The sequence below is a fragment of the Planobispora longispora genome (assembly GCF_016863135.1).
In the GTDB taxonomy this organism is placed as follows: Bacteria; Actinomycetota; Actinomycetes; order Streptosporangiales; family Streptosporangiaceae; genus Planobispora; species Planobispora longispora.
The window spans coordinates 12678-36016 of the sequence record NZ_BOOH01000042.1 but is presented as its reverse complement, the minus strand read 5'-3'; the positions used below and the strand labels follow the sequence as shown (position 1 = coordinate 36016).

General features: G+C 71.6%; 20 protein-coding genes. 9 read left to right on the top strand and 11 right to left on the bottom strand.

Features of this window, described 5'->3' with window-relative positions:
• Nucleotides 1–66 precede the first annotated feature (66 nt).
• On the top strand, nt 67–1248 hold the full coding sequence (gene ftsY, locus Plo01_RS25095; RefSeq protein WP_373871715.1) for a signal recognition particle-docking protein FtsY: 1182 nt from the start codon (nt 67–69) through the stop codon (nt 1246–1248).
• Nucleotides 1249–1677: 429 nt separating this feature from the next.
• On the opposite strand, the gene Plo01_RS25090 is transcribed toward ftsY, so the two are convergent.
• The 5 genes from Plo01_RS25090 to Plo01_RS25070 form a co-directional block, all read right to left on the bottom strand.
• Nucleotides 1678–2931, bottom strand: coding sequence for an RNA polymerase sigma factor (locus Plo01_RS25090; protein ID WP_203893142.1), 1254 nt, complete (start codon nt 2929–2931; stop codon nt 1678–1680).
• A 9-nt stretch (nt 2932–2940) separates the two neighbouring features.
• Nucleotides 2941–3354, bottom strand: coding sequence for a YciI family protein (locus Plo01_RS25085; protein WP_239317041.1), 414 nt, complete (start codon nt 3352–3354; stop codon nt 2941–2943).
• 198 nt (nt 3355–3552) lie between these two features.
• Nucleotides 3553–4335 (bottom strand): ABC transporter ATP-binding protein, encoded by a 783-nt coding sequence (locus Plo01_RS25080; protein ID WP_203893140.1) that lies wholly within the window; start codon nt 4333–4335, stop codon nt 3553–3555.
• A complete protein-coding gene (locus tag Plo01_RS25075) occupies nt 4332–5423 on the bottom strand; it encodes a FecCD family ABC transporter permease (RefSeq protein ID WP_239317016.1) in 1092 nt (363 codons plus the stop codon). The genes Plo01_RS25080 and Plo01_RS25075 overlap by 4 nt, the downstream gene beginning before the upstream one ends.
• Entirely contained in the window at nt 5420–6472 is a 1053-nt protein-coding gene (locus tag Plo01_RS25070) for a FecCD family ABC transporter permease (protein WP_239317013.1), read from the bottom strand. The genes Plo01_RS25075 and Plo01_RS25070 overlap by 4 nt, the downstream gene beginning before the upstream one ends.
• Nucleotides 6473–6568: 96 nt before the next feature.
• On the opposite strand from Plo01_RS25070, the gene Plo01_RS25065 reads away from it, so the two are divergent.
• Complete coding sequence (locus Plo01_RS25065) at nt 6569–7591, top strand: ABC transporter substrate-binding protein (protein WP_203893139.1); 1023 nt, start codon at nt 6569–6571, stop codon at nt 7589–7591.
• 59 nt (nt 7592–7650) lie between these two features.
• Here the strand turns inward: Plo01_RS25065 and cds1 are convergent, their stop codons facing one another.
• Nucleotides 7651–8727: an L-cysteine desulfhydrase Cds1 gene (gene cds1, locus Plo01_RS25060; RefSeq protein WP_203893138.1), complete on the bottom strand. Its 1077-nt coding sequence runs from the start codon at nt 8725–8727 to the stop codon at nt 7651–7653.
• Between the two features lie 265 nt (nt 8728–8992).
• Between cds1 and Plo01_RS25055 the strand changes: the two genes are divergently transcribed.
• On the top strand, nt 8993–9589 hold the full coding sequence (locus Plo01_RS25055; protein WP_203893137.1) for a sigma-70 family RNA polymerase sigma factor: 597 nt from the start codon (nt 8993–8995) through the stop codon (nt 9587–9589).
• A gap of 170 nt (nt 9590–9759) precedes the next feature.
• Here the strand turns inward: Plo01_RS25055 and Plo01_RS25050 are convergent, their stop codons facing one another.
• Both Plo01_RS25050 and Plo01_RS25045 read right to left on the bottom strand, forming a co-directional pair.
• On the bottom strand, nt 9760–10695 hold the full coding sequence (locus Plo01_RS25050) for an anti-sigma factor RsbA family regulatory protein (RefSeq protein ID WP_203893136.1): 936 nt from the start codon (nt 10693–10695) through the stop codon (nt 9760–9762).
• A 142-nt stretch (nt 10696–10837) separates the two neighbouring features.
• Nucleotides 10838–11674: an EamA family transporter gene (locus Plo01_RS25045; protein WP_203893135.1), complete on the bottom strand. Its 837-nt coding sequence runs from the start codon at nt 11672–11674 to the stop codon at nt 10838–10840.
• A gap of 85 nt (nt 11675–11759) precedes the next feature.
• Here Plo01_RS25045 and Plo01_RS25040 point away from each other — a divergent pair, with 85 nt between their 5' ends.
• The 3 genes from Plo01_RS25040 (at nt 11760) to Plo01_RS25030 (ending at nt 14142) form a co-directional block, all read left to right on the top strand.
• A complete protein-coding gene (locus Plo01_RS25040; RefSeq protein WP_203893134.1) occupies nt 11760–12335 on the top strand; it encodes a helix-turn-helix domain-containing protein in 576 nt (191 codons plus the stop codon).
• A 325-nt stretch (nt 12336–12660) separates the two neighbouring features.
• Nucleotides 12661–13380, top strand: a complete 720-nt coding sequence (locus Plo01_RS25035; RefSeq protein ID WP_239317011.1) for a polysaccharide deacetylase family protein — start codon at nt 12661–12663, stop codon at nt 13378–13380.
• A 126-nt stretch (nt 13381–13506) separates the two neighbouring features.
• Nucleotides 13507–14142, top strand: coding sequence for a DUF2461 domain-containing protein (locus Plo01_RS25030; RefSeq protein WP_203893132.1), 636 nt, complete (start codon nt 13507–13509; stop codon nt 14140–14142).
• A 95-nt stretch (nt 14143–14237) separates the two neighbouring features.
• Here the strand turns inward: Plo01_RS25030 and Plo01_RS25025 are convergent, their stop codons facing one another.
• Complete coding sequence (locus Plo01_RS25025) at nt 14238–14960, bottom strand: superoxide dismutase family protein (RefSeq protein ID WP_203893131.1); 723 nt, start codon at nt 14958–14960, stop codon at nt 14238–14240.
• 230 nt (nt 14961–15190) lie between these two features.
• Complete coding sequence (gene typA / locus Plo01_RS25020; RefSeq protein ID WP_203893130.1) at nt 15191–17044, bottom strand: translational GTPase TypA; 1854 nt, start codon at nt 17042–17044, stop codon at nt 15191–15193.
• A 209-nt stretch (nt 17045–17253) separates the two neighbouring features.
• Here typA and Plo01_RS25015 point away from each other — a divergent pair, with 209 nt between their 5' ends.
• Genes Plo01_RS25015 through Plo01_RS25005 form a run of 3 tightly spaced genes read left to right on the top strand, consistent with a single transcriptional unit; the run spans nt 17254 to nt 21300 of the window.
• Entirely contained in the window at nt 17254–18060 is an 807-nt protein-coding gene (locus tag Plo01_RS25015; protein ID WP_203893129.1) for an alpha/beta hydrolase, read from the top strand.
• Between the two features lie 43 nt (nt 18061–18103).
• Nucleotides 18104–20143: a phosphate acetyltransferase gene (gene pta, locus Plo01_RS25010; protein ID WP_203893128.1), complete on the top strand. Its 2040-nt coding sequence runs from the start codon at nt 18104–18106 to the stop codon at nt 20141–20143.
• Nucleotides 20140–21300: an acetate/propionate family kinase gene (locus Plo01_RS25005; protein ID WP_203893127.1), complete on the top strand. Its 1161-nt coding sequence runs from the start codon at nt 20140–20142 to the stop codon at nt 21298–21300. The genes pta and Plo01_RS25005 overlap by 4 nt, the downstream gene beginning before the upstream one ends.
• A gap of 302 nt (nt 21301–21602) precedes the next feature.
• Here Plo01_RS25005 and Plo01_RS25000 read toward each other — a convergent pair whose 3' ends face one another.
• Nucleotides 21603–23036, bottom strand: coding sequence for an aldehyde dehydrogenase (locus Plo01_RS25000; protein WP_203893126.1), 1434 nt, complete (start codon nt 23034–23036; stop codon nt 21603–21605).
• Nucleotides 23037–23339: the final 303 nt, after the last annotated feature.

Here is a 23339-nt window from a genome sequence, read left to right as displayed (position 1 = left end):
GAACACGGGCCCGCCTGACCTGCAGAAGGTCGGACTATGGCCTGCTGTCTGGAAAACTAGGCGCTTGTGGAGAGCTATCTCGGCCTAATCGTGATCATCGCCGTCGCCGTCCTGCTCGCGGCGGGAGGCATGTTCCTGCTGGTCCGGCAGGGCAGGAAGGCGGTCCCGCCGCCGCCCCCGCCGCCCGAGGTCCGGCCGGTCCCCGAGGCGGAGCGGGAGGCGCCGCCGAGCGGGACCGTCCGCGAGGACGAGGCGGCGACGACCACCGTCCCGCCCCCCGCCCGGCCGATCGAGGTCCCGGTCGCCCCGGAGATCGAGGTCCCGCCGCCGTCCGCCGGCCGGATGGTGCGGCTGCGCGCCCGGCTGGCCCGCTCGCAGACCACCCTCGGCAAGGGCCTGCTGGAGCTGCTCTCCCGCGACCGCCTCGACGACGACGTCTGGGACGAGATCGAGGAGACGCTGATCGGCGCCGACGTCGGCGTGGCCCCGACCCAGGTGATGGTCGAGGAGCTGCGCACGCGCGTGAAGGTGCTGGGCAGCCGGTCCCCCGGTGAGGTGCGCGGCCTGCTGCGCGAGCAGCTGCTCAACCAGATCGGCACCGACACCGACCGCACCCTGCACGTCGCCAAGCACGGCGAGCGGCCGGCGGTGGTGCTCGTGGTCGGCGTCAACGGCACGGGCAAGACCACCACCACCGGCAAGCTGGCCCGCTCGCTGGTGGGCGACGGCAAGCACGTCGTGCTCGGCGCGGCCGACACCTTCCGCGCCGCCGCCGCGGACCAGCTCCAGACCTGGGGCGACCGGGTGGGCGCCGAGGTCGTGCGCGGCCCGGAGGGCGGCGACCCCGCCTCCGTGGCCTTCGACGCCGTGGCCAAGGGCATGGATGTCAAGGCCGACGTCGTGATCGTGGACACCGCGGGCCGCCTGCACACCAAGACCGGCCTGATGGACGAGCTCGGCAAGGTCAAGCGCGTCATCGAGAAGAAGGCCACGGTGGACGAGGTCCTGCTCGTCCTGGACGCCACCACCGGGCAGAACGGCATGCGCCAGGCGCAGGTGTTCGCCGAGGTCGTCAACATCACCGGCATCGCCCTGACCAAGCTCGACGGCACGGCCAAGGGCGGCATCGTGATCTCCGTCCAGCGTGAGCTGGGCGTCCCGGTCAAGCTCGTCGGCCTCGGCGAGGGCCCCGACGATCTGGCCCCCTTCGACCCGGAGGTCTTCGTCGACGCCCTGCTCGGCGACTGATCCTCCCTCGCGGGTTCCGCGCCCGGGAAGCGCCCCTCGTCGGGGGGCGCTTCTTTTTGTGTGCATGATCCGAAAATGCCTTTATCCAATATCTGCCATATCCGGAATATTCGTAAAAATTATGTTCCAATTGATTTCAGAGGTGGAGTTCCCCTCGGCCGTCTGATCGGAAAGGGTGGGCAGTGAAGAAGGTCATCGTTCACAAGCCCGGGACCGTGCAGCTCAAGGGGCAGGCCAGCCCTCGGCACACCGGCGGTTGATCGGCGAGGGACCGGTGTCGGGGAAACGGTGCCGGTCTCTTCCGCGGAAAATGGCCGGTGCCCACCGTGCCGGACGCCGGTCTCGTCTTTCCGTCACGCCTTGGTCAATCCCGCCGCACTTCTCCGGCTCCGCCCCTTCTCTTCACCGCCGCCACATTCTTCGCTTCCGTCACGCCTGTCCGCCTCCGTCCGCCAGCCGGGCGGCCCGGCCGTTCAGGTAACGCCGCTGCGGGAGGCCGGTCGCCCGCCGGGCCGCCGCCAGATAGCACTCGCGCGCCGCCGGGCGGTCGCCGGCCATCTCCAGCAGGTGCGCGCGGACCGCGTGGAGCCGGTGGTCCTCGGCGATCCGCCCGTCGGCCGCGAGCTCGTCGAGCACGCCGAGCCCCACACGCGGCCCGCGGGCCATGGCCACCGCCACGGCGTGGTTCAGCGCCACCACGGGGTTGTCGGAGATCCGCATCAGCAGCTCGTACAGCGCCGTGATCTGCGGCCAGTCGGTCGCCTCGGCGCTGGGCGCCTCGTCGTGGAGCGCGGCGATCGCCGCCTGGAGCTGGTACGGGCCCGCCGCGCCCCGGGCGAGCGCGCCGGTGACGAGCGCCACGCCCTCGGCGATGTGCTCGGCGTTCCACCGGCTCCGGTCCTGCTCGGCCATCGGGATCAGGGCGCCGTCCGGCCCGGTGCGCGCGGGCCGGCGCGCGTCGGTGAGCAGCATCAGCGCGAGCAGCCCCGCCACCTCGCCGTCGCCGGGCAGCAGCCGGTGGACGATCCGGGTCAGCCGGATGGCCTCGGCGGACAGCTCGGCGCGCTGGAGGTCCGGGCCCGACGTGCTGGCGTAGCCCTCGTTGAAGATCAGGTAGAGCACGTGGAGGACCGCGCCGAGCCGCTCGTCGCGGTCCGGGCCGGAGGGCAGGCCGAACGGGATGCCGCTGTCCTTGACGCTCTGCTTGGCCCGGCTGATGCGCCGGGTCATGGTCGCCTCCGGCACCAGGAAGGCGCGGGCGATCTCCGCGGTGGTCAGGCCGCCGACCGCCCGCAGGGTGAGCGCGATCTGCGAGGCGGGCGAGAGCGCGGGGTGGCAGCACATGAACAGCAGGATGAGCGTGTCGTCGGCCTCCGGCGCGGCCAGATCGGCGGCCGGCGCCGACCACCGGTCGGCCGGCGTCCACCGGGCGACGGCCTCCTCACGCTCCCGGCGGGCCTGCAGGCTGCGGAGCAGGTCGGTCAGCCGGCGCGAGGCGACCTTGATCAGCCAGGCCCGGGGGTCGTCCGGGACGCCCTCGCCGGGCCACTGCGTCGCGGCCGCGAGGAGCGCCTCCTGCACGGCGTCCTCGGCGGTGTCGAAGTTCCCGTACCGCCGGACCAGCGCCCCGAGGACCTGCGGCGCCAGCAGGCGCAGCAGGTCCTCGACGCGGTCATCCGCCACGGCGGCCGGTCACACCGTCAGCTCGTCGACGCCGTCGGCGATCGGGCGCACGTCCACGTACCATTCGCGGCCGAGATCCGCCCCCGCCGGGTGCGGGGTCTCGGCCAGGCGCGCGGCGATCTCGGTCGCCCGGTCGAAGCTCGCGCACTCGACGATCGTGTAGCCGGCGAGGACCTCCTGGGTCTCGGCGTACGGCCCGTCGGTGACGACGGGGACCCCGTCCCGCAGCCGGATCCTCCTGGCGTGCACGGGCGCGCTCAGGCCCTGGGCGTCGACGAACTCCCCGGACTCGACCAGCTCCTTGTTCCACGCCTCCATGAAGGCGTGCATGGCCGCCATGTCCTCGGGGGACCAGGTGACCGTGTCGGTGGGCCTGCCGGAAATCATGTCGTAGTCCCGCTGCGAGCCGTACATCAAGATCATGTACTTCACGGCTCTCCCCTTTCTCCGTCGGCGCCCTTCCGGCGCCGCTCACCGGGGACGTCGGAGCCGCGGGCCCGTACCGGACATCCCCCGGCGGACGGATTTCACATTCTCCGGCGGGGGCCGTACGGGATCAAGGGAACGCGCCCGCGGACACGGCGGAGGACGGGCGGGTCCGCGCCGCGAGCCGCGGAACCCTCAGTGGCGGACGCCGATGGGGACGACGAGGGGGGTGCCCGCCACCGGGTCCTCGATGACCTTGGCGTCGAGGTCGAAGACCTCCGACAGCAGGGACTCGGTGAGGACCTCGGCCGGGGTGCCGGCGGCGATGACCTCGCCGCCGCGCATGGCGACCAGGCGGTCGGCGTAGCGGGCGGCGAGGTTGAGGTCGTGCAGGACCATCACCACGGTCCGGCCCAGCTCGCCGTGGAGCCTGCGGACCAGTTCCAGGACCTCGACCTGGTGGGCCAGGTCGAGGAAGGTCGTCGGCTCGTCGAGCAGGAGCAGGTCGGTCCCCTGGGCGAGCGCCATCGAGATCCACGCGCGCTGGCGCTGGCCGCCGGAGAGCTCGTCCAGCGGGCGCTCGCCCAAGTCGAGCAGGCCGGTCATGGACAGCGCCTCGCTGACCGCCGACTCGTCGTCGGAGGACCACTGCCGGTACCAGGTCTGGTGCGGGTGCCGCCCCCGGGCCACCAGGTCGGCCACCGTCAGCCCCTCCGGGGCCGTCGGCGCCTGCGGGAGCACCCCCAGGACCTTGGCGACCTCCTTGGTGGGCATGCGGTCGATGCGCTTGCCGTCCAGCAGCACCTCCCCGCCCGAAGGCTTGAGCAGCCGCCCCAGGGCCCGCAGGAGCGTGGACTTCCCGCAGCCGTTCGGGCCGATGATCGTGGTCACCGTCCCGGCCTCGATCCCGAGATCGAGGCCGTCGACGATGATCCGATCGCCGTACCCGAGCTTGACGTCAACGGCCTGCAACCTCATGAACGCACCTCTCTGCGCGCGCGGACGAGAAGATAGATCAGATAGGGGGCGCCGAGGACCGCGGTGACCACGCCCACGGGAAGCTCGACGGGGCTGAAGACGGTCCGCGCGGCCAGGTCGGCGGCGCTGGTCAGGAACGCGCCGGCCAGGGCGGAGACCAGCAGCGGGGGCTGGGACACCCCGGCCAGGCGCAGCGCGATCTGCGGGGCGGCCAGGGCGACGAAGGCGATGGGCCCGGCCGAGGCGGTGGCCACGGCGGCGAGCAGGACGGCGGCGAGGATCATCAGGCCGCGGGCGAGGTTCGTCCGCACGCCCAGGCCGGTCACGGTGTCGTCGCCGAAGCGCAGCGCGCCGAGGGAGCGGGTGCCGAGCAGGGCCGGCGGGACGAGGACCGCCAGCGCCAGCGCGGTCGGGTGGACGTGCTCCCAGCCCCGGCCGTTGAGCGAGCCGCTGATCCAGACCATGGCCCGGCTGCTGTCGTTGACGTCGCCGAGGGTCAGCAGCCAGTACTTCACGTTGGTGAACACGGCCGTGACGCCGATGCCGACCAGGACCAGGCGGTAGCCGTCCAGCCCGCGGCGCCAGGCCAGGAGATAGACGGCCAGCGCCCCGGCCAGGCCGCCGCCCACGGCCAGCAGCGGGATGCCGACCTCGACCAGGGCGCCGCTCGGGCCGCCGTGCGCGCTCCCGGCGGCCACGATGGCCGCGACCACGAGCACGCTGGCGCCGCTGGTCACGCCGAGGATGTCGGGGCTGGCCAGCGGGTTGCGGGCGATGGCCTGGGTGATCGCGCCGGCCAGCGCGAGCGCCGCGCCGACCAGGGCGCCGGTCAGCGCGCGGGGCAGGCGCAGCTCCATCACCACGAAGTGGTTCGGCCCGTCGTCGGTGATCGCCTGGAGGACCTCGACGACCGTCATCGGGATGTCGCCGATGCGCATGCCGAGGGCCGTCATCAGTGCCACGGCCGCCAGCAGGAGCAGGGCGATGGCGGCCGGGCGCAGCCGGAGCAACCACGAGACGGGGCCGACGCGCAGCGGCCGCTCGTGCGGGAGCCGCACCGGGGCCGGGGGGTGGGACAGGGGAGTCACAGGCGGATCGGCTTCCTACGGCGGACCAGGGCGATGAAGAAGGGCGCGCCCAGCATGGCCAGCACGACGCCGACCTCCAGCTCGCCGGGGCGGGCGACGACGCGGCCGACCACGTCGGCCAGGAGCAGGGCGCAGGCGCCGAGCAGTCCGGAGTACGGCAGCAGCCAGCGGTGGTCCGGCCCGGAGAGCGGGCGGGCCAGGTGCGGGACCATCAGGCCGAGGAAGGAGAGCGCGCCGCAGGCCGCCACCGAGGCGCCGCTGAGCAGGGTGATCGCGGCGACGCCGACGGTCCGGGTCAGGGTGACGTTCTGGCCGAGGGCGCGGGCGACGTCCTCGCCGAGCGAGAGCGCGTTCAGCGCGGGGGCGTTGACCAGCGCCAGGACGAGGCCGGCGGCGATGAACGGCAGCACCTGCCAGGCGATCTCGGAGCCCCGCGCGGCGATGGAGCCCGACTGCCAGAACCGGAAGACGTCCATGGCCTGCTCGTCCATGAGGACCATGGTCGAGGTGAGGGCGTACAGGAACGCGCTGACCGCGGTGCCCGCGAGGGCGAGGGTGACCGGGGTGGGGCCGCCGCGGCCGCCGACCATGCCGAGGGCGAAGACGCCCACGCTGGCGATCAGCGCTCCGGCGAGGCCGAACCAGATGTAGCCGTACAGGCCGGTGACGCCGAGGACCAGGATGCTGAGCACCATCGCGAACGCCGCGCCCTGGGTGACGCCGAGCAGACCCGGGTCGGCCAGCGGGTTGCGGGTGTGGCCCTGCATGAGCGCGCCCGCGACGCCGAGCGCGATCCCCGCCATGATCCCGATCGCGGTCCTGGGAAGGCGCAGCGACTGGATGACGATGTCGTTCTCGGTCCCGGACGGATCGGTCAGCCCGTGCCAGACGTCGGCCGGGGAGATCGGCTTGGCGCCGACGGCGATGCTCAGCGCGACGGCCGCCGCGAGCGTCGCGAACAGGGCCGTGAGCACGAGGAGGCGGCGCCGGCGAACCGTGCGCACGCCGCCGGCCGACGGCGGCCGCGCCACGGTCATCGCTGTGCTCACTGAGTTCCTCTCGTTCGCCGGACCCCGTCCGAGTATGACAGGTTAGGTATGGCTAATCTTAATTAGGTTAGTCTTGCCTTACTGAGAGGATCCCTGATGAGAGCGTTGCGCGCCCTGACTGTGGGCGTGGCGGGAGCCGCACTGTCCCTCGGCCTCGTCGCCTGTGGGTCGAGCACCTCCGGCACCACGGCCGCCACCGACAGCGCGTCCCCGGCTCCGGCGGCGAGCGACGCAGGGGGGAACACGGCGGCCTACCCGCGCACGATCAAGCACGCGATGGGCGAGACGCAGATCCCCGCCCAGCCCAAGCGGGTCGTCGCCCTCGACCAGAGCTTCGTCGACGCGGTGCTCACGCTGGACACCGAGGTCGTCGGCTACACCGTCTACCGGGGGATCGACGAGAAGCTCCCCGAGTACCTGGCCCCGGTCATGGATCAGGCCCAGAACATCAAGGTGGTCGGCACGCTGGAGGCGCCGAGCCTGGAGCAGATCATCGCGCTCAAGCCCGACCTGATCGTCTCGGCCAAGATCCGTCACGAGGCGCTGTACGACAAGCTCACCCAGATCGCGCCCACCGTGTTCAGCGAGACCACCGGCGCCATCTGGAAGGACAACCTCCGCCTGGTGGGACAGGCCCTGGGCAAGGAGGAGCTCGCCGGCGAGCGGATCAAGGCCTACGAGGAGCGCGCCGCCAAGATCGGCGCGGCCGTCAAGGAGAAGCAGGGCGAGATGCCCACGGTCTCCGTCGCGCGCTTCACCAACGAGCCGACCGTCCGCCTGTACGTGGAGAACTCCTACTCCGGCCTGGTGCTCAAGGACGTCGGCTTCCCGCGCCCCGAGGGCCAGCCGAGCACCACTGAGACGATCATGGTGCCGATCAGCGAGGAGAACATCCCGCAGCTCGACGCCGACCACATCTTCGTCGTGTCCTACCCGGACCCGGAGATCGAGGCCGTCCAGAAGCGGTTCCAGTCCAACCCGCTCTGGGGCAAGCTCAAGGGCGAGCAGCACGTGGTCGACGACGTCACCTGGATGAGCGCCGTCGGCATCCAGGGCGCGCACGTCATGCTCGACGACCTGGCGAAGATGTTCGAGGTCGACCCGGCCAAGGCGTCCTGACCCTTCCTCTCCCCGCACGGGGTCCCGCGCGGGTTCCCGTGCGGGGAGAGGCGCAGGGGTCAGGGGCGGGTCAGGAAGGCGCGGAACTCCTCCAGGTGGGGGCCGATGTCGAGGCCGCGCTCGGCGAGCCAGGCGTCATCATCGTAGGTGCAGCGGTAGCGCTCGCCGCCGTCGCAGATCAGCGTCACCACGCTGCCGTGCTCGCCGGCCTCGCGCATCTCCCCGATGAGCTGTACGGCCGCCGCCACGTTCGTGCCCGTGGAGCCGCCGACGTGCCGGCCGGTGACCTCGCGGACCCAGCGCATCGCGGCGATGGAGCGGGCGTCGGGGACCTGGACCATGCGGTCGATGACGGTGGGCAGGAAGGACGGCTCCACCCGGGGACGGCCGATGCCCTCGATGCGGGAGCCGGGGGCGGTGACGGCGTCGTCGCCCGAGCACCAGGCGGGGTAGAAGGCGGAGCCCTCGGGGTCCACCACGGCCAGCCGGGTGGGGTGGCGGCGGTAGCGGATGTAGCGGCCGATGGTGGAGGAGGTGCCGCCGGTCCCGGCGCCCACCACGATCCAGGCCGGCTCGGGGTGGGGCTCCAGCGCCATCTGGCTGAAGATGCTCTCGGCGATGTTGTTGTTGCCGCGCCAGTCGGTCGCCCGCTCGGCGTAGGTGAACTGGTCCATGAAGTGCCCGCCGGTCTCCTCGGCGAGCCTGTGGGACTCGGAGTAGATCGCCGCGGGGTCGTCCACGAGGTGGCACTTGCCGCCGTAGAACTCGATCAGAGCGATCTTCTCGGGCGAGGTCGAGGCGGGCATCACCGCGATGAACGGCAGTCCGAGCAGCCGGGCGAAGTAGGCCTCGCTCACGGCGGTCGAGCCGCTGGAGGCCTCCACCACCGTGGTCGCGGGGCCGATCCAGCCGTTGGCCAGGCCGTACAGGAACAGGGAGCGTGCCAGGCGGTGCTTGAGTGAACCGGTGGGGTGGACTGACTCGTCTTTCAGATAGAGGTTTACGCCCCACCTCGCGGGCAGCGGAAAGACGTGGAGATGGGTGTCGCAACTGCGGTTGGCGTCGGCTTCGACCCGGCGGATGGCCTCGGCCGTCCAGTCCCGGGTCGCGGGGTCGTGTCGGTCCACGTAGTACATGACGCCCAAGCTATCCCCACCTGCGTATATGTGAGGATGAGCACATCTCCCGGCGAATCAAGTAAAGGGTGTTACCCTATTGAGACTTGGCCGACCGTAGGGCGTGTCACTTCCGCTCACGAAACGGTCACGAATAGGCCTCTCATCCGGGCGGAACTCTTAACGGCTCTCTTACGAAGCCGATGGGAGCATCAGCAAGACTGCCGGAAAGGGTGCACCACACCCGTGCTCGGCGTTACCGGGGGAAAGTAACAAGGGGGATGACATGATCACGATGACCGAGGAGCAGCGCCAGAGCTGGTTCGAACGCGACGTCGTACCGGTGACTGGGCAGCTCTACGCGTCCGCCATGCGTCTGACCCGTAATCCCGCCGACGCCGAGGACCTGGTCCAGGAGACGGTCACCAAGGCCTTCACCTCCTACCACCAGTTCCGCGAGGGCACGAACCTCAAGGCCTGGCTGCACCGCATCCTGACCAACAACTTCATCAACGAGTACCGCAAGAAGCAGCGCTCGCCCAAGCTCTCGGCCGCTGAGGACATCGAGGACTGGCAGCTGGCCGCCGCCGAGTCCCACACCTCCACCGGCTTGAAGTCCGCCGAGACGGAGGCGCTGGAGCAGCTGCCGGACAGCGTCGTGATGAACGCCCTGCGCTCGTTGCCGGAGGACTTCCGGGTGGCCGTCTACCTCGCCGACGTCGAGGGCTTCGCCTACAAGGAGATCGCCGAGCGGATGGGGACCCCCATCGGCACGGTCATGTCCCGTCTGCACCGCGGCCGCCGCCAGCTCCGCACGATGCTGGAGGACTACGCCCGCGAGGAGGGCGCCCTGCGCCTGCTGCCGGAGCAGCGCGCCGCCTGAGGGCCGCCTGAGGGCCGCCTGAGGGCCACCGTACGGCCGCCGTCGCGACATGGAAGGGCCCGGTCGTACGCGGGCTGTCGCCATGGCGACCTGGAAGGGCTCGGTCATACGCGGGTTCGTCGCCGCGGCGACATGGACAGGCATGGCGCGCCCGGCTCGTGTGCGCGGGCTCATTGCCGCAGCGACATGTACAGGCGGACGCGGAGAGTCTCGGGCGAGTTCCGGATCTCCACCCGGTCGCAGAGCTGGCGGCTGATCCACAGCCCGTAGCCGCGCTGGGACTCGGGCTCCGGCGGGCGGTATCCCGCGAGCGGGTCGTCGAGCCCGCCTCCGGGGTCGGTGATCTCGCACACGAGCTCGTCCCCCTCCGTCCAGAGGGTGACCCGCCCGTGCCCGGCGCCGTGCTCCACGCTGTTGGCCGCGATCTCCGAGACGCCCAGCACGAGTGAGGCGACCAGGTTGCGGTCCATGCCGGCCGCCCTGGCCTGCTCGGTGACCGCGCGCCGGAGCGCGCCCATCGTCTCGGGGGCGAAGGCGGTGACGGCCGCGGTGGCGGGCGGCTCGGGCAGGGGCGCCCCGTCGCCGGGCAGGACGAGCTGCTCGGGCGGCGTGTAGAGCCTGTTGGGCTCCACACCGTGGGCGTTCAGGAACGTGGGGTGGGTGCGCGACAGGTGGCCGGGGGCGGCCGTCCGGTCGTAGAGGCACCAGGCGGCGGTGGGGAGCCCCGCGAGCGCGATGTTGATCGCCGCCTCGTAGCGGATCCAGTCCAGGGTCCGCCGCTCGTCCCAGCCGGCCCAGGGCGGCTCGCTGATGATCGTCGTGGGTTTCCCCCGCCGCGCGTACTCGCAGCAGGCGGCGAGCGTGCGGACGGGGTTGACGTGCCACTCCTCGGTGATCCTGCGGTCGATCCGCCGGGCGTCCTCGCCCAGGGCGTCGTCCAGCAGGGCGAGCTTGCGCTCGCAGGTGGCCACCAGGACGCTGCGGCCGTCGCGCAGCCCGCCGAGGACCAGGGGCGGGACCAGGATGAGGAAATCCTCGTCGGAGCCGTACGCGACCGCTGTGTGCGCGAACGGCCCGGAGACGACGGATGCCCGACTGGGCTGCACGGGCATGACCGTAACAAGCGCTTGGGAAGAGCACAACGGGTCATCGCCGGATGACGGGACGGCCGTCGCGTTTCCCTCGTCCTCCCGCCGTCCCCCGCCTCGCCGTCGTCGCCTGTCCTCGCCTCGCCGCCGCCGCCGACTGTCAGGCCGAGGCGATCAGGGCGACCGCGGCGAGGGTGCAGCCGATCCCCACCGTCTGGACGGTGTTCAGCCGCTCGCCCAGCACGTAGCGGGCCAGCAGCAAGGTGCTCGCCGGGTAGAGCGAGGCCAGCACGCCGACGAGGGCGAGCATGCCGCGCTCCGTGGCGAGCAGGAACAGGACGTTGGCGGCCATGTCCAGGACCCCGGCCACGACGATGGTCCACAGTGCGCCCGTGCCGGGCCGCAGCGTGCGGCGGGTGGCCAGCGCCAGCAGGGCGATCAGCGCGACCGAGGCCAGCCGCGCGCCGAACAGCGGCCACATGCCGCCGCCGTCGGGGACCTGGTCGAGCAGGATGAAGAAGCCGCCGAAGCCCGCGCCCGCGGCGAGCGAGCTCAGCACCGGGCCGTAGCCCCTGCCGGCCGCGGCGGGCGAGGAGTCACGGCTCACCAGCACCACCGCGACCAGGGCGAGCGCGACGCCGCCCAGCGCGATCGGCTCCGGCCGCTCTCCGGCCGCCAGCCCGAACAGCACCGGCAGCGCCGCCGAGGTGGTGGCGGTGACGGGCGCCACCACCGACATCACTCCGGTGGCCAGCGCGCGGTAGAACAGCACCAGCGCCGCGCCGCCGGACACCCCGGCCGCCATGCCCCAGACGAGCCCGCCCGGCGAGAACGCCCCGGGCAGCGCCGGCAGCAGCGCGGTGACCAGGGCCAGGCCGGCCAGCTGGGAGAGGACCACCACCGCCATCACCCGGGACCGCCGGGTGGCCAGTCCGCCGAAGAAGTCCGCCGTGCCGTACACGAGCGCGCAGGCCGTCGCCAGGACAACCGCAGTCATCGTTCACCTCAGTTCAGTGGATTGCACTATTAGTACAACACGTATGGTGCACTCTAGTGCAAATTAGTTTCACTACACTGCACTCATGGATCCTGAGACGATCACCGGCGCGATCGCCAACAACGTGCGGGCCCAGCGGGCGCACCGGCAGATGACGCTCGACGAGCTCGCCGCGCGCTCGGGGGTGAGCCGCGGCATGCTGGTCCAGGTCGAGCAGGGGCGGACCAACCCCAGCATCAACACGCTCACCCGCATCGCCGACGCCCTCGGCGTGACCGTCGCCCGGATGGTGGAGGTCTCCGACACGCCCGTGGTCCGGGTGGTGAACGCCGCCGACATGGTCACCTTCCCGCACGGGGACGGGAGCGCGGCGCGGCTGCTGGTCGGGACCGACGCGCCCGCGATCCTGGAGCTGTGGGACTGGAGGCTGGCCCCCGGCGAGCACCACGACGGCGACGCCCACCCGCCGGGGACCCGGGAGATGCTCACGATCCTCGAAGGGGAGTTGACCCTCACGGTGTACGGCAGAAGCCACGTGGTCGGCACGGACGGGGCCGTGGTGTTCAGCGCGGACCGCCCGCACCGGTACGCCAACGAGGGTGAGCGCCCGCTCCGCTTCGTGATGGTCGTGACGGAGCCGCGGGAGACGCCGGACCACTGACCCGGGAGGGCGCGCCGGCGGGGCCGGCCGGGCGTGTGGTCCGGGAGGGTGCGTCGGCGGAGGTGCGTCGGCGGGGGTGCCGAGGCGGATGGGGTGCCGGGCCGGGCATGAGTGGGGGCCGGGCCGGGACGACCCGCCGACATGATCTGTGGTGCGGCGAATTGCGGTCTGATGTCCGATTATGGGGGAAGGGAGTGAGAGAAGTTCCGTGAGGGGCGTGGCCGGCGGCCGCCGGTGCCACCGTCCCGCTCGACGGGGATTCGGGGGAGACATGCGCGTGTGGACTGTGCCGTTGGCGATGATGCTCGGATTCGGGGGAGCGGCCGTGCCTCCGGTCGACCCTCCGATCGACCCGGCGAGGCTGGTCAGGGAACTCACCGCGATCCAGCCGGAGTGGCCCGAACCCGAGCGTCCCGTCCCCCCTCCGGCGCGCGACGTGGACTGCGCCAAGGCCAAGTGCGTCGCGCTGACCTTCGACGACGGGCCGGGCGAGCACACCGGCGACCTTCTCGACACCCTCGCCGAGCACCGGGCCAGAGCGACCTTCTTCGTGGTCGGCGGGGTGGTGGCCCGGGGCGGCGGGGGCGACCTGCGCCGGATGGTGGCCGAGGGGCACGAGCTGGGCAACCACTCCTGGAGCCACGCGCAGCTCACCGCCCTGTCGAGGTCCGGCATCGCAGCCGAGCTGGACCGCACCCAGAAGATCGTGAAACGGGAGACGGGGGTGCGGATGGTCTTCATGCGGCCGCCGTACGGCGCCACCGACGGGCGGGTCGCCGAGGCGAGCCGCAGCCGGGGGTTGTCGCAGATCCTGTGGAACGTCGACACCATGGACTGGCGCGACCGGAACAGCGGGGTCGTGACCCGCCGCGTGGCGGCGGCCGCCCCGGGGTCCATCGTGCTCCTGCACGACATCCACCGCTCGACGGTCGATGCGGTGCCCGAGGTGCTGAAGGATCTCGCCGCCGAGGGCTACACGTTCGTGACGCTGTCGGAGCTGTACGGCAGGGAGCTGACCCCGGGGAAGCGGTACATGAAGCGCTGAGCGGCCGCAGGGCTCGGCGCCGAGGGGCCGAAGGGCAGGAGGGCTGAGCGGCCGGAGGGCTCGGCGTCGAGGGGCCGGAGGGTGCGGAGCGGGAAACTGTCAGTGCCGGATGCCACGATGGGCGGCATGAGCTTCAGCGGTTTCCCTGACGAGGCGTTCGTGTTCTACGAGGGCCTGGAGGCTGACAACTCCAAGACCTACTGGACCCGCCACCGGCAGGTCTACGAGGACATGGTGAAGGCGCCCATGGCGGCGCTGGGTCAGGAGCTGGAGGGCGAGTTCGGCGCGGTGCACCTGTTCCGGCCCAACCGCGACGTGCGCTTCGCCAAGGACAAGTCGCCCTACAAGACCCACCAGGGGGCCTACGCCGCCACCGCCGAGGCCGTCGGTTACTACGTCCAGCTCGACGCCGCCGGGCTCCACGTGGGGGCCGGCCTCTACGCCGCGGAGGGCGCGCGGCTCGCCCGCTACCGGGAGGCGGTCGACGAGGAGGTCAGCGGAGCCCCGCTGGAGAAGGTCGTGGACGCGCTCCGCGCGGCGGGTTACGCGGTCGAGGGCGACCGGCTCAAGACCCGCCCGCGCGGAGTGCCCGAAGACCATCCCCGCCTCGACCTGCTCCGTCACCGCTCGCTGCACGCGGGCCGCCGCTTCGAGCCCGAGCCCTGGGTGCACACCCCCGAGGTCGTCTCCCGCGTCCGGGCGGTCTGGCGCGACCTGACCCCGCTCGTGGAGTGGCTCACCGCCCATCTCCCGGCCGACTGACCGGAGGGCCGGCCCCGGCTCGGTTCTCCCGGCCGACTGGTCGAAGGGGTGATCCCGGCTCGGCTTCCCGGGCTCTCCCGGGGGTGGCGGGCCGCTCACTTCATGATGATCACGCCGCAGGCGATGCGGGCGCCGGAGTCGCCGCCCTTCAGCGTCTCCATGTCGGGACCGGCCGTCATCGTCGTCTCCGACTCGGGGTCGTCGGTGTCGGCCGGGTGGTTGTAGCGGTCGGGGATGTTGGCCTGGTTGTCGGCCTTCTCGTGGATGACGACGGCGCTGCCGTCGGCGTCGGCGAGCTGTTTCAGCTGGAATCGGTCGGTGATGAAGGAGGCGCTGCCGGTGCCGTTCCCGCCGACCAGGAGGTCGGGCAGGTCGCCGGAGTGGCCGGGGTGGGGCTCCGAGCCGAGGGAGAAGTGCTCGCCCGCGCTGGAGAACGGGCTCCCGGTGCCCGGATCGACGGAGCCGGGATCGCAGACGCCCTTGGTGTGGATGTGGAGACCGTGATACCCGGTGGGCAGCCCGCTGACCGTGATGCTGATCTGGGGCTTGCCGTCCTGGTCCTCCTTGGCGGTGAGGGAGCCGACGATCGTGCCCTTCGCGTCCTTGATCTCGGCGGTGATCGAGATGGCGACCGGCGGTCCCACGGTGCCGGTGCCGGTGGGGCTCGCGGTCGTCCCGTCCGGCGTGGCGGGGCCGGGAGTCGCCGGAGTCGCGGTGCCGGACGGGTCCGGTGACGCTTCGGCCGACAGCCCGACGCCGGCGGCGATCGCTCCCGCTCCCACAGTGGCGGCCAGGGCCAGTTGTGTCCTGCGAAGCATGGAAGGTTCCCCCGTAGGTCGTGGCCGTCCTCCGCTTCCTGTGCGGAGGGGCCCTCCCGGTTCTCCTACCGCAGGAGAAAGGGGCTGAAGCTCCCTATTGTCTCTATATGCCGCAAAACAGACATGTGACGCGCTGTGTACGGCGAGGGCGCCGGACCCGCAGGGGATCCGGCGCCCTCGCCGTACGGGAGTGAGGCCGCTCGCCGGCACTCCGCGCGTGTTCGGCCGTGTCAGTTGCCGCGCTTGGCGCGGGCGGTGGTGCGGGCGCGGGTGGAGGCGTCGAGGACGACCTTGCGGATGCGCACGGACTCGGGGGTGATCTCCACGCACTCGTCCTCGCGGATGAACTCCAGCGCCTGCTCCAGGGAGAGCATGCGCGGCGGGATGACCTTCTCGGTCTCGTCCGCCGTGGAGGAGCGCATGTTGGTGAGCTTCTTCTCCTTGGTGATGTTCACGTCCATGTCGTCGGAGCGCGAGTTCTCACCGATGATCATGCCCTCGTAGACCTCGGTGCCGGGCGAGACGAACAGCACGCCGCGCTCCTGGAGGTTCAGCATGGCGAAGGCCGTCACCGGGCCGGAACGGTCGGCGACCAGGGAGCCGTTGTTGCGGGTGCGCAGCTCGCCGAACCACGGCTCGTAGGCCTCGAAGACGTGGTGGACCAGGCCGGTGCCGCGGGTCTCGGTCAGGAACTCGGTGCGGAAGCCGATCAGGCCGCGGGCCGGGACCACGAACTCCATCCGGATCCAGCCGGTGCCGTGGTTGGTCATGTGCTCCATGCGGCCCTTGCGGACGGCCAGCAGCTGGGTGACGGCCCCGAGGTACTCCTCCGGGCAGTCGACGGTCAGCCGCTCGACCGGCTCGTGCAGCTTGCCGTCGATCGTCTTGGTGACGACCTGCGGCTTGCCGACGGTCAGCTCGTAGCCCTCGCGGCGCATCTGCTCGACCAGGATGGCCAGCGCCAGCTCGCCGCGGCCCTGGACCTCCCAGGCGTCCGGGCGCTCGGTCGGCAGCACGCGCAGCGACACGTTGCCGACGAGCTCCTTGTCCAGGCGGTCCTTGACCATGCGGGCGGTGACCTTGGCGCCCTTGACCTTGCCGACGAGCGGGGAGGTGTTGGTGCCGATGACCATCGAGATGGCCGGCTCGTCGACGGTGATCAGCGGGAGCGGGCGCGGGTCCTCGGGGTCGGCCAGCGTCTCACCGATCATGATCTCCGGGATGCCGGCGATCGCGATGATGTCGCCGGGGCCGGCCTGCTCGGCGGGCTTGCGCTCCAGCGCCTCGGTCATCAGCAGCTCGCTGATCTTCACGCGCTCGATGGTGCCGTCGGTCTTGCACCAGGCGACCTGCTGGCCCTTCTTGATGACGCCCTGGTGCACGCGCAGCAGCGCGATCCGGCCCAGGTAGGACGAGGAGTCCAGGTTGGTGACGTGGGCCTGCAGCGGGGCGGACGGGTCGTAGGTCGGGGCGGGGATCGTCTCCTTGATGACCTGGAAGAGCGGCTCCAGGTCCTCGGAGTCGGGCAGGCCGCCGTCCTCGGGGCGGTTCAGCGAGGCGCGCCCGGCCTTGGCCGAGGCGTAGACGATCGGGAAGTCGATCTGCTCCTCGGTGGCGTCGAGGTCCATGAAGAGCTCGTAGACCTCGTCCACGACCTCCTTGATCCGGGCGTCGGGACGGTCGACCTTGTTGATGCAGAGGATGACCGGCATCTTGGCGGCGAACGCCTTGCGCAGCACGAAGCGGGTCTGCGGCAGCGGGCCCTCGGAGGCGTCGACCAGCAGCACCACGCCGTCCACCATGGACAGGCCGCGCTCGACCTCGCCGCCGAAGTCGGCGTGGCCGGGGGTGTCGATGATGTTGAGGGTCATGTCGCCGTGCTTGACGGCGGTGTTCTTCGCGAGAATGGTGATGCCCTTCTCGCGCTCCAGGTCGTTGGAGTCCATGACGCGGTCATCGACGTCCTGGTTGGCCCGGAAGGCACCGGACTGCCAGAGCATGGCATCCACGAGAGTGGTCTTGCCGTGGTCGACGTGCGCGATGATCGCGATGTTCCGCAGGTCGTCGCGGCTGTTCAAAGGCATGATGGAGTCTCACTCTGTGATCGTGGAGGCTGGCCGCGGACCGTGCGGCCCTACCATTTTAGTTGATCCGCGCAATCGCTCACGCGCTCTCATGGGGAAGTGCCCTAATTCATCCCCTGTCTACCTTTTTGTAAGCAGGTTGTCGGCGGCCGGGGCGGCGTCATGAATCCCGACATGTCATGAGATTGATCACTCTCTATGCTCGGGGCATGTCTTTCGCGCCGTCGTTCCCCGTGATGCTCAAGACCCAGGACAACGTGCGGATCGACGCCGCGCACACCCCCTCGCGCGGAGCCGCCGACCTCGGAATCGTGCTGGCCCACGGGTTCACCGGCTCGCTCAGGGAGCGCCCCACCCGGCGCATCGCCCACGTGCTCAGCGGGTTCGGCGGGGTCGTCTCCATCGACTTCCGGGGACACGGCCGCTCGGGCGGGGAGTCGACCGTGGGAGACCTGGAGATCCTCGATCTGGACGCGGCCGTACGGCACGCTCGCGTGATCGGCTACACCAGGGTCGTGACCGTCGGCTTCTCGATGGGCGGGGCGGTCGCCCTGCGTCACGCCGGTGTGCTCCACGGAGCGGCGAGCCGGAGCCGAGCGGGCGAGGCGCAGAGCGAGCGCGACCATGAGCGCGGCGTGGACGCGGTGGTCTCGGTGAGCGCCCCCGCGCGCTGGTACTACCGGGGCACCCGGCCGATGCGGCAGGTGCACTGGGCGATCGAGCGGCCGGTGGGGCGGCTGGCGGCGCGGCTGGGCAAGGGCACCCGGATCGGGAAGGGCACGTGGGACCCGGTGCCGCTGGCGCCGTACGAGGCCGCCGAGAAGATCGCGCCGACGCCCCTGCTGATCGTGCACGGCGACGCCGACACGTTCTTCCCGCTCGACCACGCCCACCAGATCCACGACGCGGCCGGGGAGCCCAAGGAGCTCTGGATCGAGCCGGGGTACGGCCACGCGGAGTCGGCGGCCACCCCGGACCTGATCCGCCGGATCGGACGCTGGATCGGCATGGTTTAGTCCTGTCGTGCACGGCAACTGGTCGAGGCGGGGGTAATCGCATATGCGGAGCATCTACGTGGCCGGTCTCGGTCCCGGGGACGGCAGGCAGATCGTCGAGCTCGGCGTGATGGAGCTGCTGACCCGCCGGGTGGGCAGGACCGGGGTGTTCCGGCCGATCGCCCGGGGGGCGCACGCCTCGGAGCTCCTGCAGGACCGGTACCGCCCGGCCGCCGCGGCGATCGGGGTGACCGCGGAGGACGCCGCGGAGATCTACGCCCGGCAGGGGGCGGAGGAGCTCATCGCCCGGCTGGTCTCCCGCTTCCACACGCTGGAGCGCGAATGCGACGCGCTGCTGGTGCTGGGCAGTTCCTTCGCCACCGACGACCTCCCCCGCGAGCTGGCCTTCAACGCCCGCCTCGCCGCCGAGTTCGGCGCCCCGGTGATCGTGGTCGTGGGCGCGCACGCCGACGCGGCCGACGAGATCGCCCGGGAGATGCGCACCGGCTACCAGGTCTTCTCCGACCTGGGCTGCACGGTCCTGGCGGTGATCGCCAACCGGGTGCCGCCCGGGATGACCGTCGAGCCCGACCTGCCGGTGCCGTGCTACATGATCCCCGAGCACCCCTCGTTGTCGGCGCCGACCGTCGAGCAGGTGGCGCGGGCCGTGCAGGCCAAGCAGCTCCAGGGCGACGAGGAGGGCCTGACCCGCGACGTGACCGGGTTCGTCTTCGGCGGCGCCACGATCCCGGTGTTCCTGGAGCACCTGGTGGACGGGGCGTTGGTGATCACTCCGGGGGACCGGGCCGACCTGCTGCTGGTCTCGCTGGCCGCGGAGGCCGCGGGGACGGCGCGTCCTTCCGGGGTGGTGCTCACGCTGGGGGAGGAGCCGACGGAGGCCGTACGGGCCCTGACCGCGCGGCTGGCCCCGGGCATGCCGGTGCTGGCGGCCTCCGACGACAGCTTCACCGTGGCCACCACGCTGGCCGGGCTGGAGGGGCGGCTCGCCGCGGAGAACCCGCGCAAGATCGAGACGGCGCTGGGCCACTTCGACGCGCACGTCGACACCGCCGGGCTCGCCGACCGCATCGAGCTGACCCGCTCCGAGCGGGTCACCCCGATGATGTTCGAGCACACGCTGCTGGAGCGGGCGCGCGCCGACCGCAGGCACATCGTGCTGCCCGAGGGCGAGGAGGACCGCATCCTGCGCGCCGCCGACATCCTCCTCCGGCGCGGCATCGTGGACCTCACCCTGCTGGGCCGCGAGGAGGTGGTCCGCAAGCGGGTCGCCGAGCTGGGCCTGGACCTGGCCGGGGCGCCCGTCGTCGACCCGCTGACCTCGCCGCTGCGCGACTCCTTCGCCGAGGAGTACGCCCGGCTCCGCGCCCACAAGGGCATCAGCATGGAGCGGGCCAGGGACGTGGTCACCGACGTCAACTTCTTCGGCACGATGATGCTGCACACCGGCCGGGTGGACGGCATGGTCTCGGGCGCCGCGCACACCACGGCCGCCACGATCCTGCCCGCGTTCCAGATCATCAAGACGGTCCCGGAGACCTCGATCGTCTCCTCGGTGTTCTTCATGTGCCTGGCCGACAAGGTGCTCGTCTACGGGGACTGCGCGATCAACCCCGACCCGGACGCCGCGCAGCTGGCCGACATCGCCATCTCCTCGGCCCGTACGGCCGAGCGCTTCGGCGTCGAGCCGCGGGTCGCGATGCTCTCCTACTCGACCGGGACCTCGGGGCAGGGCGCCGACGTGGACAAGGTCCGCGAGGCCACCGCCAGGGTCGCCGAGCGGGCCCCGGAGCTGCTCGTCGAGGGACCCATCCAGTACGACGCGGCGGTCGACCCGAGGGTCGCGGCGGCCAAGCTCCCCGGCTCGCAGGTCGCCGGCCGGGCGACCGTGCTGATCTTCCCGGACCTCAACACCGGCAACAACACCTACAAGGCCGTGCAGCGCTCGGCCGGGGCGGTGGCGGTCGGCCCGGTCCTGCAGGGTCTGCGCAAGCCCGTCAACGACCTGTCGCGGGGCGCGCTGGTCACCGACATCGTCAGCACCGTCGCCATCACCGCCATCCAGGCCCAGGAGACCGCCCGATGACGCACATTCTGGTCCTGAACTCCGGGTCCTCCTCGGTGAAGTACCGGCTCCTGTCCGCCGACGACTGGTCCGCGTCCGGGACGGCGACCCGCCTGGCCTCGGGGACGATCGAGCGGATCGGCGAGGAGGGCTCCCCGGTGGCCGACCACGCCGCGGCGCTGGAGGTCGTCGCCGGGGAGCTCGCCTCCACGGGGTTCGGGATCGACTCCCCGGAGTTGACCGCGATCGGGCACCGGGTGGTGCACGGCGGCACGGCCTTCACCGAGCCCACCCTCATCACCGACGAGGTGGTCGCGGGGGTCCGGGACCTGATCCCGCTGGCGCCCCTGCACAACCCGGCCAACCTGGCCGGCATGGAGGTGGCCCGGCGGGTCCGCCCCGACCTGCCGCAGGTCGCGGTCTTCGACACCGCCTTCCACGCCACGATGCCCGCCGAGGCCGCGACCTACGCGATCGACAGGGAGACGGCCGGGCGGCTCGGCATCCGGCGTTACGGCTTCCACGGCACCTCCCACGCCTACGTCTCGCGCGAGGCGGCGGCGCTGGCGGGCCGGCCGGACGCCAACGTGATCGTGCTGCACCTGGGCAACGGCGCCAGCGCCTCGGCGGTGGCGGCCGGGCGGTGCGTGGACACCTCGATGGGCATGACCCCGCTGGAGGGGCTCGTCATGGGCACCCGGAGCGGGGACATCGACCCGGGCGTCCTCCTCCACCTGCGACGGGCGGCGGGCATGTCCCTCGACGAGATCGACACGCTGCTCAACCGCCGCAGCGGCATGCTCGGCCTCTGCGGCGACAACGACATGCGCGAGGTGGAACGGCGGGTGGCGGCCGGGGACCCGGACGCCGGGCTGGCCCTGGCGGTCTACTGCCACCGGTTGCGCAAGTACGTCGGCGCCTACTGCGCGGTGCTCGGCAGGGTGGACGTGATCGCGTTCACCGGCGGGGTGGGGGAGAACTCGTCCCTGGTCAGGGAGCGCGCGATGAGCGGGCTCGACGGGCTCGGGATCGTGCTGGACCCGGCGCGCAACGCCGACGGCAAGGGCGTGATCTCGGCCGGGGACTCGCGGGTGAAGATCGCGGTGGTGCCCACGGACGAGGAGCTGGAGATCGCCCGGCAAACTTTCGCGGTGGTTTCGCGAACCAACCGCGGATGAATGCCGTCTACCTACAGCGGATGGAAGAAATCCGCTGGGAGAAGTCCAGGGGACACGAACCACCATGGTCAGGTGGTCGTGGGACATACTTCATGTAGTTGGGCGGTAGCCCAGCGTCGCGGGGGCGCGCTGGGTGACCATCCCCGAGGGGCGCGCGGCGCGGCTGGATGAGCCGTGCCACGCGCCCCTCGCTCGTGCGGCCGGGCGCGGGCCGCGCGGGAAGTCCGACGCCGCCGTGTGCGGGCCGCGCGGGAGATCCGGCCGCGACCGGGTGCGGGCCGCGCGAGCGGTCCGGTCCGCCCTCAGCCCATGCGGGCGATGGACTTGTACTCCAGGTAGGCGGAGAGCCCCTCGGGGCCCAGCTCGCGGCCGAGGCCGCTGCTCTTGAAGCCGCCGAACGGGGAGCTGGTCTCGATCATGAAGAGGTTGACGCCGTAGGTTCCGGTGCGGACCTGGCGGGCCACGTCCAGGCCGTGCTCGACGTCGGCGGTCCACACCGTGCCGGCCAGGCCGTAGTCGCTGTCGTTGGCGATGCGGACCGCGTCGGCCTCGTCCTCGTAGGGGATCACGGCCAGGACCGGGCCGAAGATCTCCTCGCGGGCGATGCGCATCTCGTTGGTCGCACCGGCGAAGACGGTGGGGGCGACGTACCAGCCGCGGTCGTAGGGGCGCTCCAGGCCGCCGACGACGGGCTTGGCGCCCTCGTCGATGCCGATCTTGATGTATCCCTCGACCCGCTCCTGCTGGCGCTTGGCGACCAGCGGGCCGATGCCGGTGGCCGGGTCGGCGGGGTCGCCGACGGGCATGCCCTGGACCATCGCCGCGACCGCGTCGACGACCTCGTCGTAGCGGTTGCGGGAGGCCAGGATCCGGGTCTGGGCGACGCACGCCTGGCCGTTGTTCATCAGCGAGGCGATCGACAGGAAGCCCATCGCGGAGGGCAGGTCGCAGTCGTCCAGGATGATCGCGGCGGACTTGCCGCCGAGCTCCAGGGTGCAGCGCTTGAGCTGCTCGCCGCAGATGCTCGCGATGCGCCGGCCGGCCGCGGTGGAGCCGGTGAAGGCGACCTTGTCCACGCCGGGGTGGGAGATGAGGTGCTCGCCGGCCTCGCGCCCGGCGGCGACGATGTTGACGACGCCGTCGGGGATCCCGGCCTCCTTGACCATCTCGGCCAGGAGGTAGGAGTCGAGCGGGGTCTCCGGCGCGGGCTTGATCACGATCGTGCAGCCCGCGACGAGGGCGGGGGCCAGCTTGATCATGATGACGAACTGCGGGACGTTCCACGGGACCACGGCGGCGACGACGCCGACCGGCTCGCGCCGTACGATCACCGGGCCGAACGTGCCGGGCCGCTCCTCCTCCACCGGGAAGGTCTTGCCGAGCTCGGCGTAGTACTGGAGCATGCCGAGGGGCTGCGGGGCCTGGGCCATCTGGGAGAAGGTGATGGGCGACCCCATCTCCTCGGTGATGATCTCGGCCATCTCGCCCTGGCGGGCCGCGTAGATCTCGGCGAGCCTGCTGACGACGGCGGCGCGCTCGGCCATGGTCATCCGGGGCCACGGGCCCTGGTCGAACGCCTGGCGGGCGGCGGCCACCGCACGGTCCATGTCGGCCGGGGTGCCGTCGGGGACGCGGCCGACGACCTCTTCGGTGTGGGGGGAGACGACGTCGATGGTCCCGGTGCCCGCGGGGGCCACCCAGTCGCCCCCGATGAACAGCTTGTCGTGCTGGCGCATGATGTGTTGCCTCCTGGTGGGCGGGCCGGAGTCGTGGGGTCGCTGCGTTGTAGTTGAACGAGTGCTTGCTTGGATAGTGTCGTTCGCCGCGGCATCCTCCACAAGACCCGTCGCTGTTGAAACCGAACCATGTTCTAACCGCGGTGACAAGGGGAAGGTCGCGGCCACGGGCCGCCCACGCCTGTTTGTTTAAACCACCGCAAACTGGTAGATAGTTCGTCAACGGTGCATGGGTTCTGTCGTTCTGGTGGCGAGGCTGAAGATCGTCTCCTATAGTTTCGCTCCGTCCATGAGGGGGCTCTG

What these genes read in the sequence shown, in the direction of transcription:
- Plo01_RS25005 (WP_203893127.1), top strand. Translation starts at nt 20,140, where the DNA reads ATGACGCACATTCTGGTCCTGAACTCCGGGTCCTCCTCGGTGAAGTAC.
- Plo01_RS25015 (WP_203893129.1), top strand. Translation starts at nt 17,254, where the DNA reads ATGTCTTTCGCGCCGTCGTTCCCCGTGATGCTCAAGACCCAGGACAAC.
- Plo01_RS25055 (WP_203893137.1), top strand. Translation starts at nt 8,993, where the DNA reads ATGATCACGATGACCGAGGAGCAGCGCCAGAGCTGGTTCGAACGCGAC.
- Plo01_RS25040 (WP_203893134.1), top strand. Translation starts at nt 11,760, where the DNA reads ATGGATCCTGAGACGATCACCGGCGCGATCGCCAACAACGTGCGGGCC.
- Plo01_RS25065 (WP_203893139.1), top strand. Translation starts at nt 6,569, where the DNA reads ATGAGAGCGTTGCGCGCCCTGACTGTGGGCGTGGCGGGAGCCGCACTG.
- Plo01_RS25080 (WP_203893140.1), bottom strand. Translation starts at nt 4,335, where the DNA reads ATGAGGTTGCAGGCCGTTGACGTCAAGCTCGGGTACGGCGATCGGATC.
- Plo01_RS25030 (WP_203893132.1), top strand. Translation starts at nt 13,507, where the DNA reads ATGAGCTTCAGCGGTTTCCCTGACGAGGCGTTCGTGTTCTACGAGGGC.
- Plo01_RS25025 (WP_203893131.1), bottom strand. Translation starts at nt 14,960, where the DNA reads ATGCTTCGCAGGACACAACTGGCCCTGGCCGCCACTGTGGGAGCGGGA.
- Plo01_RS25045 (WP_203893135.1), bottom strand. Translation starts at nt 11,674, where the DNA reads ATGACTGCGGTTGTCCTGGCGACGGCCTGCGCGCTCGTGTACGGCACG.
- Plo01_RS25085 (WP_239317041.1), bottom strand. Translation starts at nt 3,354, where the DNA reads ATGATCTTGATGTACGGCTCGCAGCGGGACTACGACATGATTTCCGGC.
- Plo01_RS25000 (WP_203893126.1), bottom strand. Translation starts at nt 23,036, where the DNA reads ATGCGCCAGCACGACAAGCTGTTCATCGGGGGCGACTGGGTGGCCCCC.
- cds1 (WP_203893138.1), bottom strand. Translation starts at nt 8,727, where the DNA reads ATGTACTACGTGGACCGACACGACCCCGCGACCCGGGACTGGACGGCC.
- typA (WP_203893130.1), bottom strand. Translation starts at nt 17,044, where the DNA reads ATGCCTTTGAACAGCCGCGACGACCTGCGGAACATCGCGATCATCGCG.
- pta (WP_203893128.1), top strand. Translation starts at nt 18,104, where the DNA reads ATGCGGAGCATCTACGTGGCCGGTCTCGGTCCCGGGGACGGCAGGCAG.